10 protein-coding genes and 2 pseudogenes are annotated in these 13378 nt (G+C 39.9%); 3 read left to right on the top strand and 9 right to left on the bottom strand.

Going from position 1 to position 13378, the window contains the following annotated elements; translation table 11 throughout:
- The 7 genes and pseudogenes from AC13CK_RS00685 to cadR form a co-directional block, all read right to left on the bottom strand.
- A pseudogene (locus AC13CK_RS00685) lies at positions 1 to 78 on the bottom strand (IS6 family transposase); the annotation flags it as partial.
- A 157-nt stretch (positions 79 to 235) separates the two neighbouring features.
- Positions 236 to 1135, bottom strand: a complete 900-nt coding sequence (locus tag AC13CK_RS00690) for a cation diffusion facilitator family transporter (RefSeq protein WP_482830883.1) — start codon at positions 1133 to 1135, stop codon at positions 236 to 238.
- An 86-nt stretch (positions 1136 to 1221) separates the two neighbouring features.
- On the bottom strand, positions 1222 to 4380 hold the full coding sequence (locus AC13CK_RS00695) for an efflux RND transporter permease subunit (RefSeq protein WP_482830884.1): 3159 nt from the start codon (positions 4378 to 4380) through the stop codon (positions 1222 to 1224).
- Positions 4370 to 5620 (bottom strand): efflux RND transporter periplasmic adaptor subunit, encoded by a 1251-nt coding sequence (locus AC13CK_RS00700; RefSeq protein WP_482830885.1) that lies wholly within the window; start codon positions 5618 to 5620, stop codon positions 4370 to 4372. The genes AC13CK_RS00695 and AC13CK_RS00700 overlap by 11 nt, the downstream gene beginning before the upstream one ends.
- 1 nt (position 5621) lies before the next feature.
- Positions 5622 to 6989: a TolC family protein gene (locus AC13CK_RS00705; protein WP_004781067.1), complete on the bottom strand. Its 1368-nt coding sequence runs from the start codon at positions 6987 to 6989 to the stop codon at positions 5622 to 5624.
- 49 nt (positions 6990 to 7038) lie between these two features.
- Positions 7039 to 7449, bottom strand: coding sequence for a hypothetical protein (locus tag AC13CK_RS00710; protein ID WP_034671369.1), 411 nt, complete (start codon positions 7447 to 7449; stop codon positions 7039 to 7041).
- Positions 7450 to 7591: 142 nt separating this feature from the next.
- Positions 7592 to 7984, bottom strand: coding sequence for a Cd(II)/Pb(II)-responsive transcriptional regulator (gene cadR / locus AC13CK_RS00715; protein ID WP_004281856.1), 393 nt, complete (start codon positions 7982 to 7984; stop codon positions 7592 to 7594).
- A 90-nt stretch (positions 7985 to 8074) separates the two neighbouring features.
- On the opposite strand from cadR, the gene AC13CK_RS00720 reads away from it, so the two are divergent.
- The 3 genes from AC13CK_RS00720 to feoB are packed head-to-tail and all read left to right on the top strand — an operon-like array spanning position 8075 to position 11446.
- Entirely contained in the window at positions 8075 to 9355 is a 1281-nt protein-coding gene (locus AC13CK_RS00720) for a cation efflux transmembrane domain-containing protein (protein WP_005105969.1), read from the top strand.
- Positions 9356 to 9366: 11 nt separating this feature from the next.
- Positions 9367 to 9627 (top strand): FeoA family protein, encoded by a 261-nt coding sequence (locus tag AC13CK_RS00725; protein WP_004665962.1) that lies wholly within the window; start codon positions 9367 to 9369, stop codon positions 9625 to 9627.
- Complete coding sequence (feoB, locus tag AC13CK_RS00730) at positions 9617 to 11446, top strand: ferrous iron transporter B (RefSeq protein ID WP_482830886.1); 1830 nt, start codon at positions 9617 to 9619, stop codon at positions 11444 to 11446. Before AC13CK_RS00725 ends, feoB begins: the two co-directional genes overlap by 11 nt.
- A 327-nt stretch (positions 11447 to 11773) precedes the next feature.
- Here the strand turns inward: feoB and AC13CK_RS00735 are convergent.
- Positions 11774 to 12863: pseudogene (locus tag AC13CK_RS00735) on the bottom strand (ArsO family NAD(P)H-dependent flavin-containing monooxygenase).
- A gap of 167 nt (positions 12864 to 13030) precedes the next feature.
- On the bottom strand, positions 13031 to 13378 hold a 348-nt coding region (locus AC13CK_RS00740), incomplete at its 5' end, for an NAD(P)H-dependent oxidoreductase (protein WP_482830887.1).

The raw sequence follows: 13378 nt of genomic DNA on the forward strand, positions 1-13378 counted from the left end.
AATGCCATATTTACAATACCAGCGCACAGCCCAAAGAATGATTTCGCCCTGAAAATGCCGACCATGGAAAGGATTCATATGCTGCACCTTTAGCTAAAACAGTCTTCAGCTTACCATTCGTGGTTATTTGCAACAGTGCCGTTTAAAGTGCGTGTGATAAATAGAAGTGTAATACAGGAAAATGGTAAGGTTTATCAGCCTAGTCATCTGTCCATTATGTAGAAAGAGCAGCACTTTAATGTTTATGCTGTTCCAATGTATTACATTCCGTACTTTCTATTTGTAACGTAATTTCAGTAATATTATGATTATGTTTTAGAACTTCTAAGGCCTTTTGATAGAGTTGATCTGTATTGCTATTCGGAGCAACCAAATGAGCAGTTAAATGAATATTTTTTGAGGATATAGCCCAGACTTTCAACTGATGAATCCCTTCAACGCCCTCTAGCTTCAATAAATCATTTCTTAACGACTCAATATCAATCTCATCAGGAACTCCTTCAAGCAGAATATTAATACTTTGTTTTAATAAAATCCAAGTTCGAGGTAAGACCCAGAAGCCAATTAACACAGCGATTACGGTATCAACCCACATCCACTGGGTAAAATAAATAACTATTCCTCCGATAATCACGCCTATCGATCCTAGAGCATCACTAAGAACTTCTAAATATGCACCTTTTATATTTAGACTTCCTTCAGCACTAGCAGAAAGGATTTTCATTGAAATCAAATTTACGACCAAACCAATGACCGCGACAATCATCATTTCAACACTTTGAATTTCAGCAGGGTTCGTAAAACGTTGATAAGCTTCATATACAATATATATTGCTACCACAAAAAGCATCACCGCATTAAACAGAGCCGCTAAAATTTCAAATCGCTGATAGCCAAAAGTTCTTTTATCATCTGCGGCTTTTTTACCAATTTTGATAGCGGCAAGAGCAATAGCTAAAGCGGCTACATCAGTAAACATATGAGCTGCATCAGATAACAAAGCCAAACTTTGGGTAATAAAAGCAGCGACAACTTCTACTATTAAAAAAGTAGTCGTTAAACCTAAGGCAACCATTAACTTCTTACTATTTTCTTCAGTAACAACCGCATGGCTATGATCATGATGTTCTGACATAAAATATTTTCCTTATTCTATTTATGATGAGCAGAGATATTGGATAACAGCCAATATCTCTGCTGTAAATCGACTAATCTATTGGATTAAGAAACTTTCTTTTCATTCATCCAGCGGTACAGTACGGGCAATAAAACCAATGTAAGCAGGGTAGAGGAGATAATTCCTCCAATAACCACTGTTGCTAAAGGTCTCTGTACTTCTGCCCCAGTTCCGGTTGCCAAAGCCATCGGGACAAACCCAAGGGACGCCACACAAGCGGTCATCAGCACAGGTCTAAGACGCAAAATTGCACCCTGCCACGTTGCATAATAAAGGTCATATTGTTGTCGCAACTCTTTGATAAAGGTGAGCATGACTAAGCCATTCAGTACAGCCACCCCCGATAGTGCAATGAAGCCAACCCCTGCTGACATGGATAATGGAATGTCACGCAACCACAACGCGATTAAGCCTCCACATAAGGCAAACGGTACACCACTAAAGACCAGTAAGCTTTCTTTGATATTATGGAATACAGCCATCAATAAAATAAAGATCGTCAACAATGCGAGCGGAACCACCAATTGCATACGCGCTTTTGCAGACATCAGATTTTGAAATTGACCGCCATAATCTATCCAATAACCGCTTGGTAATTCCTGTTTGGATAACGTGCTCTGAAGCTCTGTTACGAATGAGCCTAAATCACGTCCTTCTACATTTGCAGTAATAACCACTCGACGTTTACCATTTTCACGGCTGACCTGATTAATACCCAGGATATTTTCAACGCGTGCCACATCTTGCAGTTGGACTAAACCACCATTCGGCAATTGAATAGGAAGTAGCGCTAACTGTTCAGGACTACGCTGGGATTCATCTAGACGGATGACAAAATCAAAACGCTTGTCTCCCTGTAAAATTGTTCCAACATTCTGGCCACCGACACTTGTAGCTACCAGATCCTGAATTGCTCTTACCGACAAGCCATATTGTGCAGCTCTGGACTTATCCACCTCTACATTCAACAAGGGTAAGCCACTGGTCTGTTCTACATTAACGGCTGTCGCGCCTGAAATTGAGTTAATTTTTTGAGAAATTTTATTCGCTTCGCGATTTAGAATCTCCATGTCATCACCAAATAATTTGACACCCACATCACTTCGCACCCCTGAAATTAACTCGTTAAAGCGCAGTTCAATGGGTTGCGAGAACTCACTGTTATTTCCCGGCAATGTCGCTAAGAAAGTAATCATTCTTTGGCGAAGCTCATCAATCGTTTGTTTTGGATCAGGCCATTCATCATGAGGTTTTAACAGTACCACGCCATCTGAAATGTTGGGTGGCATAACATCTGTGGCCACTTCTGCTGTACCGGTACGGGCAAAGATCGCTTTAATTTCAGGAAATTCTTTCAACAGTAACTTTTCAGTATTTTCCTGCATTCTCAGTGACTGTTCTAACCCTGTACTTGGGGAACGCATTTGCTGAACAGCAAAATCACCTTCACCCAGTTGAGGTGCAAACTCGCTACCTGTTTGAGTGGCTAGCACGCCCGTAAGCACTAAAATACAGGCAGCCACAATAGTCACAAATAAACGAAGCTCATAGGCTTTATCTAAAAGCAGTTCATATTTGGTTTTAAGCCAATGCATCCAGCGACTTTCGGTTTCCTTGACTTCTCCAGTGACAAATAGGGCAACTGCGGCTGGCACAAAAGTGACAGATAAAATCATGGCCCCAATTAAAGCCAGTACAACAGTCATTGCCATAGGATGGAAAAGTTTGGCTTCTACACCCGTCAGGGTAAAGATAGGTAGATAAACCACCAAAATAATTAACTGTCCAAAAATCAGAGGACGACGCGCCTGTTTTGCAGCCAAGAAGACTTCTTTAAATCTTTCAGAACGGCTAAGTAAACCACCTTTCAGCTTCTGAGCTTCTGCTAGCCGACGGATACAGTTTTCTACAATAACCACTGCACCATCAATAATAATACCGAAGTCCAGTGCCCCTAAACTCATCAGATTTGCACTAATCTTCTGCTCTGCCATTCCCGTCAAGGTAAACAGCATTGACAGTGGAATAACGCAAGCCGTGATCAGCGCAGCACGGAAATTACCTAGAAAGAGAAATAAAATAACAATGACGAGGATTGCACCCTCAATCAAATTTTTCTGAACGGTTTTGATCGCCCGATCAACCAAATGCGTACGGTCATACACAGTCTCAATCACCACACCTTTAGGTAGCGATTGCTGGATCGATTGCACCTTTTCATCAATGGCTTGAGCAACGGTACGGCTATTTTCTCCCATCATCATCATGGCAATACCCAATACAGTTTCTTCACCATTATAGGTTGCAGCCCCTGTTCTTAAGTCATGACCAATTGAGACATTGGCGACATCTGCCACCCGAATCGGATAGCCGTTTTTATTGGCAATACTGATGTTCTGGATATCTTCAATCGTGTTTAAAGTGCCGGGAACACGAACCGTTAGCTGTTGTCCATTTTTCTCAATATAGCCAGCACCACGGTTTTCATTATTCTCTGTTAAGGCAGTTTGTAAATCAGACAAAGGAATTTGCAATTGTTGCAATCGGTTCAGATCAGGGGCAACCACATAGGTTTTATTAAAGCCACCGATACTGTTGATCTCAGCAACGCCTTTTACGCGCTGTAATTGCGGTCTTACAATCCAATCCTGAATTTCACGTAAATCCATCGCCGAATAAGGGGTTCCATCCGGCTTTTTAGCATTTGGTTCGGCTTTAATCACCCATTGATAGATTTCACCTAAACCTGTCGAAATAGGCGACATGTTAGGTTGCACATCTTCAGGCATTTCTCCCATTGCTTCTTGCAAGCGCTGGTTGATAAGCTGTCTGGCCCAGTAAATATCCGTGCCATCTTCAAAAATGATGGTCACTTGCGATAAGCCGTAGCGTGAAATCGAACGGGTTTGTTCCATTTTCGGCATGCCTGACATGGCATTCTCGATTGGATATGTAATCCGCTGTTCCATTTCTAAAGCCGTAAAACCATTGGCTGAAGTGTTAATCTGCACCTGAGTATTGGTAATATCTGGTACAGCATCAATCGGTAACTTTTGATAACTATAAATACCAATAGCAATCCAGGCTGCAATAAACAGCATAATCCAAATGGCGTTATGGATAGAAAACTGGATCAGCCGATCAAACAGCCCTTCAGGTTTTACCGATTCGTGGTCTGGAATGTGAGGGCTTTTAGTGCTCATGTGAAGCCTCTCCTTTTTCCATCTCAGATTTCAGTAAGAAACTGCCTTGAGCTGCATATTTTTGTCCCTGATTAAGCCCATTTACCACTTCAATCCACTGGCTATCCCCAGACGATTGCCCTAATTTCACCGGTTGCGGACTGAATTCAACTTTTTGTCCATGCTGAGTGGCGACAAAAACCACATCTTTTCCATCGACATTCTGAACTGCGGACTTAAGTACCCGTAATGCGGTACTTTCACTCCGTTGTTGCAACTGTACGTTCACCATCAAGTTTGGACGTAATTCGGTTGCATTCGATTCAACTTTTGCTCGCACCTGAAGACGGCCTGTTTGAATATCCGCTTCAGTATTTAAAGTCTGAATAACAGCCTGATAGACCTTTTCCGTTTGCAAGGATTTAAATTCGATCTTTTGATTCGGGGCTAAGCCCATAATTTCAGAATTTGGAACAATAAACTCAAGCCAGAGTTGATCTAACCGGTCTATCGTAAAGAGTTGATCGGCTAACTGAACATTTTCCCCGAGAACCAAATCCTTTTTACTGATCACGCCAGAAATGGGAGCTTTCAAAATATAGCGTCCGTTACTGGCATTCACTGCACCAAATGCACTTAAACGTGATTGGGCCGCTTGAACCTGAATTTGTGCCCGTTTATAGCTGTTATAAGCACGTTGATAGTCCTGTTTTGCTGAGATACCCTGTGACCACAATTGACGCTCACGCTCAAAGTCTTGTTTCGCCAGTTCCAGATTGGTTTGTTCAATTTTAAGATTGGCCTGCTGATCAACTAGATCAGGAACAAGCAATGTAGCCAAAGGCTGCCCTTTCTGAACTTTTTGGCCGAGTTCTACATAAACATTTTCTACATGACCGCTAAAACTCGGTGAGACATGCGCTTGCTGATCCGTATTCACATTCAGTTTGGCAGGATAAGAACTTAATTTAACCACCGGACCTTGATCGACCGCTGATAACTGTATGCCCTGTTCCACCAGTTGCTTGGCCGTCAGGCTCACGCCTTCTGCATGCTCTTCGGTTTCACCGCCATGTTCTTCACTTCCATGTTCCTCTGCGCCTTCTTCCTCTGCATGTTCATCTGATGTTTCAGATTTATTCTTACCCGACAAGATCAAGAAAATACTGAGGAGTACGGTTGCGCCGATGACAAAACCAATCAGTAGAGGTTGAGAGATTTTTCCGCTCTGTTTTTTTAAGCTGTTTTTAAGATCGAACATGTTAATTTCCCCCACCAATGACAGGCATGGCCTGTATGTCTTGCCATAAGTTTTGATTGATTTGTGCAATAGCATCTTTCGACATGACTTCACTTGGGCTAATGCCTAAGCTCAAACTTTCTGCTTCAATGGCCTTTTGCCAGCCCTCCCGTAACAACTGGACTTTACGTAGACGGATGTCTTGTAATTGAAGCGTGGCTTGCTGAACATCGGTTAAAGCAAACTTTCCTGCCAGAAAACCTTGTAAAGTTTTACTTTGAACTTGAGTCGCCAAAGGAATTTGAGTCTCGTCAACGACTTTGAATTGAAGCTCTAAACCCTGCAACTCGGTTAAGATCGTGCCTATTTGCAGCGCATTTTGCTTTAGATAAAAGTCTTTCTGACGCTCTAATAAGTTCATTTTTTCTTGCGCGATTTTTATGCCATTTTGCTGACGATCGAAAATATTGAGCGGTACACTGACTCCAACCACCAGTTGATTTTGTGTTGAGTTATCCAAGGATTGGGTGCGGTTAACGCCCAGGTTTAAAGTAGGATTAGGACGTGACTTTGCTTTCAGCTGATCAACCGTTGCTTGAGACTCTAACACCTGTAAAATCCGATATTTCTCAATGTAGTTATCCGCTAAATATTCTTGAACCTGCCCATGAGTCGATTTTGGCCAAAGCTTTTGCGAAGAGAGGTTTACCTTCAATGACTTATCAGAGGTTCCCCATAAATTTGATAATTGTTGGGTTGCCACTTGTACCTGTAAGTCGGCCTGTCTAAAAAGACGGATATTTTCAGCATGACTTAAACGTGCGCGATTCACATCTACTTGCGCGATACTGCCTGCATTAAAGCGCTTTTCGATTGCTTGAAGGTTTTCTTCGCTCACCCGAAGTTGTTCATTGACAATGTTTTTTTCAAGTTCGGCAATGGCCAGTTGCGACCATACATATTTCACTGCAAGCTCAATTTGTGCTTGATAAATCTTCTGTTTCAGCGCTGTTTTATCTATTGAGAGACTGGCTAATTTTTGGTTTGCTCTTCGCTCACCAAAAATATCCAAAGGTTGTGATATACCGATGGCAAGCTCTTTTTCATTATTTGAACCAAAGCCCGTTTGTTCAACTGACAATTCAGGATTTTTAAACAGCTTACTTTGCTGAAGATTCGTGGCATTAATACTATTTTGCGTTTCCCAGAAATTTTGGGACGCTTGATATTGGTTAACCTGCTCAATAGCTTGCTGCAGCGTTAAATCTTGAGTACTGGCGACTACGGAAGTACTGAAGCTGATCATTGCAGATAGCAAGATACCGCTACCTAAGGCTGACCAGGATAAATTCAGGATGGAGGTATCCTGATGTAATTTGTTTTTTGACATGAAAATGCCCCACGCATAATGAAATTAGGAGTGGTGGGCTTTTATAAGACTACCCCACCAATAGTAGGGGCAAATCGGGAGGCGGGGTTAATTGATTCAGATAAGGGGGTTTATAAAAAGTTATTCCCAAATAAGTTGGGGTAATGCCGGTCTCAAAATTAGCTTTAAGCTTCAGATCATCGGGTGGGTCAATCTGAATCACGATTGTATTTGAGAAATGACTGCACTTTTCGTTAAAACAAACCTTCTGACAATAGTCATAGATTTCTTTATAGTTTTCTAAGGAATAAAGTGCTTGACTAGGACTATCACTCTTTTCGTCTAAATCGATTGGATTAGAGAGTATTGAATTGGGTATGTTTGGCATTTCATGCAGACACGCAGCCTCTGCCACACTCCAAATATTCTGGAATGTGAATAAGAGTACCAATATCTGGATTAGAAATGTTTTTCTCTTCATACACAAATCTGTATTTAAAACACCAATAAGAAGCTGTCCAGATCTATCAAAGATCTGATCACAGAATTTGAGTAACCTTAAACTTTTTGCAGCCTTAAGTAAAGATATACAGAATTTTTGAAAAAAGCATAGGTCTAGATAATCAAGCTAGATTTTTTAGAACTCCACATTGGTCAATTGTACATAAGCCATCACAAGTACCTCTTAAATCAGATAATTGTTCAATAAGCTTTTGTTGCTTGATTATATTTTCTCTGATAGCACTGACATGTAAGTCAATTAATTCATTCACATCTGAACAATTTTTCTTGGGATTATCTTTATAGGTGAGTAATTGACGAATTTCATTCAAACTCATATTTAAAGTTCGGCAATTCAAAATAAACTTAATTCGCTCAACATAGCCTATATCGTAAAGGCGGTAATTTCCTTCCGTTCTTTCGGGTTCCGGAATTAAACCTTCCTTTTCATAAAACCTAATTGTTAATACTGAACATGAGGTTTTTTTAGAGAGTTCACCAATTTTTAAATGCATTGAGTTGGTATTTCCAAAAAATCTTGACTCTATAGTAACTATAGGGATTCTAATATTCAAAGTTTATAAATTTTTTTAATGGGTATAATTATGAGTGGTTGTGGATGTAGTAAAGAAACACCATGCAAAGATAAGAAATCTCAACAAGAAAATCATCCATCAATTGCAGAAGCAAACAATTCAAAGAATTGTAATAATACGCTTAGCTGTTGTGGTGAAGAGGAAGAAGAAAAATCTTCATCTCCTTGCTGTAACACTTCAAACAGTTGTGAAGATACCGCTCAATCCTGTTGTGGTTCTGATCCCAAAGAAAATTTAAGCACTGAAGACGTTTTAAAAAATTCGCACTACATGAGTGAATACTTAGTTCCCAAAATGGATTGTTCTGCGGAAGAACAGATGGTTCGTATGGCGCTATCTTCAATTGATGGTGTTCAAAAACTCATCTTTGATTTACCTAACCGGTCTTTAAAGGTTCTACATAATCAAAAAGATGAAAATATAACTACCAAACTTGAAGCTTTGGGTTTTGGTGCAAAGCTTGTGAAGACTGAAACTTATATAAGCAATCAACAGGCTAAGCAAACAAGTACCTATACCATTCCTAAAATGGATTGCTCTGCTGAAGAGCAAATGGTCCGTATGGCTCTTGCAGATATTGAAGCAGTTAAAGGTCTTACTTTTGATCTTCCCAATCGAAAACTGAAAGTCTTCCATAATGAAGGGAGTCAGCAAATTACGGCCAAACTTGAAGGACTGGGTTTTGGGGCGAAACTTGATGAAACACAGCTTTCTTCAGGCGATATACCTAATGAACCTGATCCTGTGAGACAAGCTAAAGTACTTAAACTGTTATTAGGCATTAATGCTCTACTTTTCTTTATAGAATTCATCAGCGGAATTATTGCTGCGTCTACAGGATTGATTGCTGATTCTCTAGATATGTTTGCCGATGCAGCCGTTTATGGTATTGCGCTATATGCCGTCGGAAAAGCTGCGAAATATCAAGTGAAAGCAGCCCATTTCGCAGGTTGGATTCAGTTATTACTTGCTGTCATCGTGATTATTGATGTCATTAGACGATTCATGTTTGGAAGCGAGCCAGAATCAACGCTCATGATTGTTATTGGCCTGCTCGCACTTATAGCTAACGTGACATGCTTATATCTTATTTCTGGTCATCGAGAAGATGGCGCACATATGAAAGCCAGTTGGATTTTCTCGGCGAATGACGTTGTCGTAAATATGGGCGTTATATTTGCCGGTGTACTCGTGGCGTGGACGGGATCAGCTTATCCAGACTTAATCATTGGCATCCTGGTTTCTTTATTCGTGCTTAATGGTGCTCGAAAGATTTTGGCTTTGAAGTAAGAGTATCGAAAATGAATCTATTTCAAGTTAAACAAAATCAGATCGTCAAAATTAGAGATCTCAAAAAAGGTAATCAATACAGTCATACCACTGATCCCGTATTGGAACGGCTCCAACTATTAGGTTTTAGAGAGGGTGAAACTCTACAAGTACTCGCTAAAGGTGTTTTTGGCGGAGATCCTGTTTTAGTTCAGATTGAAACTTCAAGATTCGCATTAAGAAAGAATGAAGCTGAAAGAATTTTTGTAGAGTTAGTATCCAATGAAGATTAAGAATATTGCATTAGTCGGTAATCCAAATTGCGGAAAAACCTCTTTATTTAATACACTTACTGGTACGCGACAAAAAGTTGCCAACTATGCTGGGGTTACCGTAGAAAGAAAAGAAGGTTCTTTTAACTTACCTTCTGGTGATGCAATACGAGTATTGGACTTACCCGGAACTTACAGTTTAAAACCTAGTAGTTTAGATGAAGAAGTCACCAGGGCAGTTTGTTTGGGCGAGCTAAAAGGTGAAATTCTACCCGACATTTTTATATGCGTCGTAGATGCCACAAATTTAAGCTTACATTTGAGCTTGGTTCTCGAAGTTCGTGCTTTAAATCGCCCTATGATTCTTGTATTAAATATGATGGATGAGGTCAAAAAGCGTGGTATTTCCATTGATAAGGATAAACTGTCTCAACTGTTAGGTATCCCTGTAGTTGAAGCTGTCGCAGTTAAAACAAAAGGAATTCAAGATTTAATTAATCAATTAGATCAAAAAAATCTTTTTATTACTCCTTATCATTCTGAATTAAGTCATTTTGAACAGGTCAAACAAATCACCAAACAAGTTATTTTAAATAATGACAATGGTGATAAAAGAACCGCATTTCTAGATAAAATTTTTCTACATCCTGTATTAGGTTTAGTAATCTTAACTTTAACCATGTTTGTGATGTTCCAGGCGGTATTTATATGGGCAACACCTTTTATAGAATTCATTGAAAATTTTATCGTATGGCTCAGTGATTTTATTGGACCACTAATCCAACATCCTCTATTAAAAAGCTTGGTAGTCGATGGGGTAATTGCTGGTGCAGGTAGCGTGCTTGCATATATGCCTCAGATTTTGATTTTATTCTTCTTCATTTTAATGCTTGAAGAGTCAGGCTATTTACCCCGGGCAGCATTTCTTTTAGATAAATTAATGTCTAAAGCCGGGCTTAGCGGCCGTTCATTTATTCCTCTGCTATCCAGTTTTGCTTGTGCCATTCCCGGAATTATGGCAACCAGAAGTATCAGCTCTGAACGGGACCGATTAGCAACAATTATGATTGCACCCTTGATGACCTGTTCAGCAAGATTGCCAGTATATGCTTTATTGATCGCGGCATTTATTCCGAACCAATTAATCTACGGCTGGTTAAGTCTGCAAGGATTAGTCCTTTTTGGTCTTTATATGTCGGGAATAGTCTCAGCGTTATTAGTTTCACTCTTTCTGAAGTTGGTTCGAAAAGATAAAACTGAAAGTATTTTTATTTTTGAGCTTCCCACATACCGAATTCCAGATATTAGAAATATTGCATTAGGCTTATATGATAGGGCAACTATTTTCTTAAAACGAGTTGGTGGCATTATCGTTGCGCTGTCTATCTTGTTATGGGTGCTAGTCACGTTCCCTCAACCACCAGATAATGCAACCATGCCGGCCATTAACTATAGTTTAGCTGGTCAGTTAGGGCATTTAATTCATCCTATATTTGCGCCTATTGGGTTTACATGGGAAATATGTATTGCACTCATTCCTGCTATGGCAGCAAGGGAAGTTGTAATTGCTGCTCTTGGGGTGATTTATGCGATGTCAGGTGATGAAGATACAGTAACTCAAAGTCTGTTAAGTCAAATTTCAGGCCCGGATGGATGGGGGTTAGCCACAGGTTTATCATTATTGGTATGGTTTATTTTTGCTCCCCATTGTCTTGCTACGTTAGCAACAATTAGACGAGAAACTGGCAGCTGGAAACAGCCCATCATTATGGCAACTTATTTGTTTGCATTAGCCTACATCTTTTCATTCATCACATATCAAGTTGCGAGTAATCTTTAATTAGCAAATGAATAAAATAAGGGAGCTAGCTCCCTTATTTTATTGAAATACTCACTATAAATGAAGCGCTTTTACAAGAAAAACTGTATAGATATCAATAATATTAAACAGCTTCCTAAGAAAACTTCTAATTTAATTATAAATTATGAAAGAGTTCCCTCTTTTTAGTGCAATTCATGAAATTAGGTTTAAATATCAAAAATTATGGCTTAATGAAGAGCATGATCTTGTAGACACTTTTAGTGAAATAATAATCAAAATATTGGAATGCTCCCAGTAGCCTAGACACAAAACCGATTCTAAAATTCTTATACTCGATATGGATAATTATTCTGAAAATTTTTTAGTATTAATTTCTTGTAGATAAGTGAAGATCTCATCTACTGTAGCTCTCGCTGTTCTAGAAACGCCAATTAATGTTGCAGATGCCATACCTGTCCAATCTCCATATCCAACTAACCACAAGTTAGGTAACTTAATAGACCTTCCATTTTGAACTTCTACAAAGTTATCTCGCTCTACTATATCTATACTTTTTAGATGATTTAATGAAGCCTTAAATCCAGTACACCAAATAATCACATCAATTTTCTCTTTTTTTCCATCTGGCCAAATAACTGCATCTGTAGCTAAAGATTGAAAAGGTGGACGGCTATGTAAGACTCCTCTATTCCTTGCCTCTTTGACACTATCGATCATCACAATATCACCTAGGCCACCTATTGGCTGGTCAACTTTTCTTCCTTCTTGTTGTACTTTTAAACGCTCAGTTGCTCTTAAAAACAGTACTCGACCATCGACATCATCAGGTAAAAATTGAGGCGGAGTTTTTGTGACCCAAATGGTTTCAGCAACTTGTGAAACCTCAGCGAGTATTTGCGCGCCCGAATTCCCCCCACCCACCACGATGACTTTCTTATCTTTAAATGAATCTGCATTCAGGTAATGGGCTGAATGTAACTGCGTGCCTTGAAAGTTTTCCTGTCCCGGATAATCAGGAATAAACGGCTGGCGCCATGTCCCTGTTGCACTGACCACCACCTTGGCTCGCCAAAACTTTTCTCCAGCATATACGTCTAAATACTTTCCCTTCGATTCCACACGATCGACATGTACTGGACGAACAATCGAAAATTGATATCTCTGTTCATAAGCCGATAAATACTGGATCACCTCATTTCGTGTTGGATAGGTCTGTTCAGTGATGGGCATCATCCAACCGGATAGAGAACTCCAGGTATTAGGAGAAAAAAGACGAAATGACTCCCAGGTATGCAGCCAGGCACCCCCCCGCTTGATTTTGCTCATCCAATATAATGAATGGGATTTTCTTGCGCTTTAAAAAATAAGCGGTAGATAAAGCGGCCTGCCCACCACCGATAATGATCACATCAGTTTCAGTCTGTTTCTGGTTCAAAGCCTTCACCTTTTCCTTATTTATCTCTGACTTCTTTAATGTAAAAACCCAATCATGAAGAGTGGGTTTTTACAATATTCATTGTACCTTTAACAGCACTTCATCGGTACAGCATAAAAGTGTTACTGACCTGGCAATGAGGCGCAGTATTTAATACCATCCAGCATTTATAAACTGCGCTGATTTACACGCTTGGACAACTCTTCAGCCGATTCCTTGCGTTCAGAATAACGATCTGTCAGGTATTTGCTTTGTCCACGAGTCAGTAGGGTGAACTTAAATAACTCTTCCATCACATCCACAATCCGGTCATAGAAAGCCGAAGGTTTCATTCGTCCATCTTCTTCAAACTCCAAAAAAGCTTTTGGAACTGAAGACTGATTTGGAATGGTGATCATCCGCATCCACCGCCCCAAAATACGCATCTGGTTCAGGCTGTTAAATGACTGTGATCCGCCACTGACTTGCATCAAGGCAAGAGTTTTACCTTGGGTAGCACGGATTGCCCCTCCTGC

The sequence above is a fragment of the Acinetobacter sp. L-24 genome, assembly GCF_056857555.1.

Excerpts from the sequence above, each read along its gene's own strand:
- AC13CK_RS00690 (WP_482830883.1), bottom strand. The coding sequence starts at position 1,135 with ATGTCAGAACATCATGATCATAGCCATGCGGTTGTTACTGAAGAAAAT.
- AC13CK_RS00695 (WP_482830884.1), bottom strand. The coding sequence starts at position 4,380 with ATGAGCACTAAAAGCCCTCACATTCCAGACCACGAATCGGTAAAACCT.
- AC13CK_RS00700 (WP_482830885.1), bottom strand. The coding sequence starts at position 5,620 with ATGTTCGATCTTAAAAACAGCTTAAAAAAACAGAGCGGAAAAATCTCT.
- AC13CK_RS00705 (WP_004781067.1), bottom strand. The coding sequence starts at position 6,989 with ATGTCAAAAAACAAATTACATCAGGATACCTCCATCCTGAATTTATCC.
- AC13CK_RS00710 (WP_034671369.1), bottom strand. The coding sequence starts at position 7,449 with ATGAAGAGAAAAACATTTCTAATCCAGATATTGGTACTCTTATTCACA.
- cadR (WP_004281856.1), bottom strand. The coding sequence starts at position 7,984 with ATGCATTTAAAAATTGGTGAACTCTCTAAAAAAACCTCATGTTCAGTA.
- AC13CK_RS00720 (WP_005105969.1), top strand. The coding sequence starts at position 8,075 with ATGAGTGGTTGTGGATGTAGTAAAGAAACACCATGCAAAGATAAGAAA.
- AC13CK_RS00725 (WP_004665962.1), top strand. The coding sequence starts at position 9,367 with ATGAATCTATTTCAAGTTAAACAAAATCAGATCGTCAAAATTAGAGAT.
- feoB (WP_482830886.1), top strand. The coding sequence starts at position 9,617 with ATGAAGATTAAGAATATTGCATTAGTCGGTAATCCAAATTGCGGAAAA.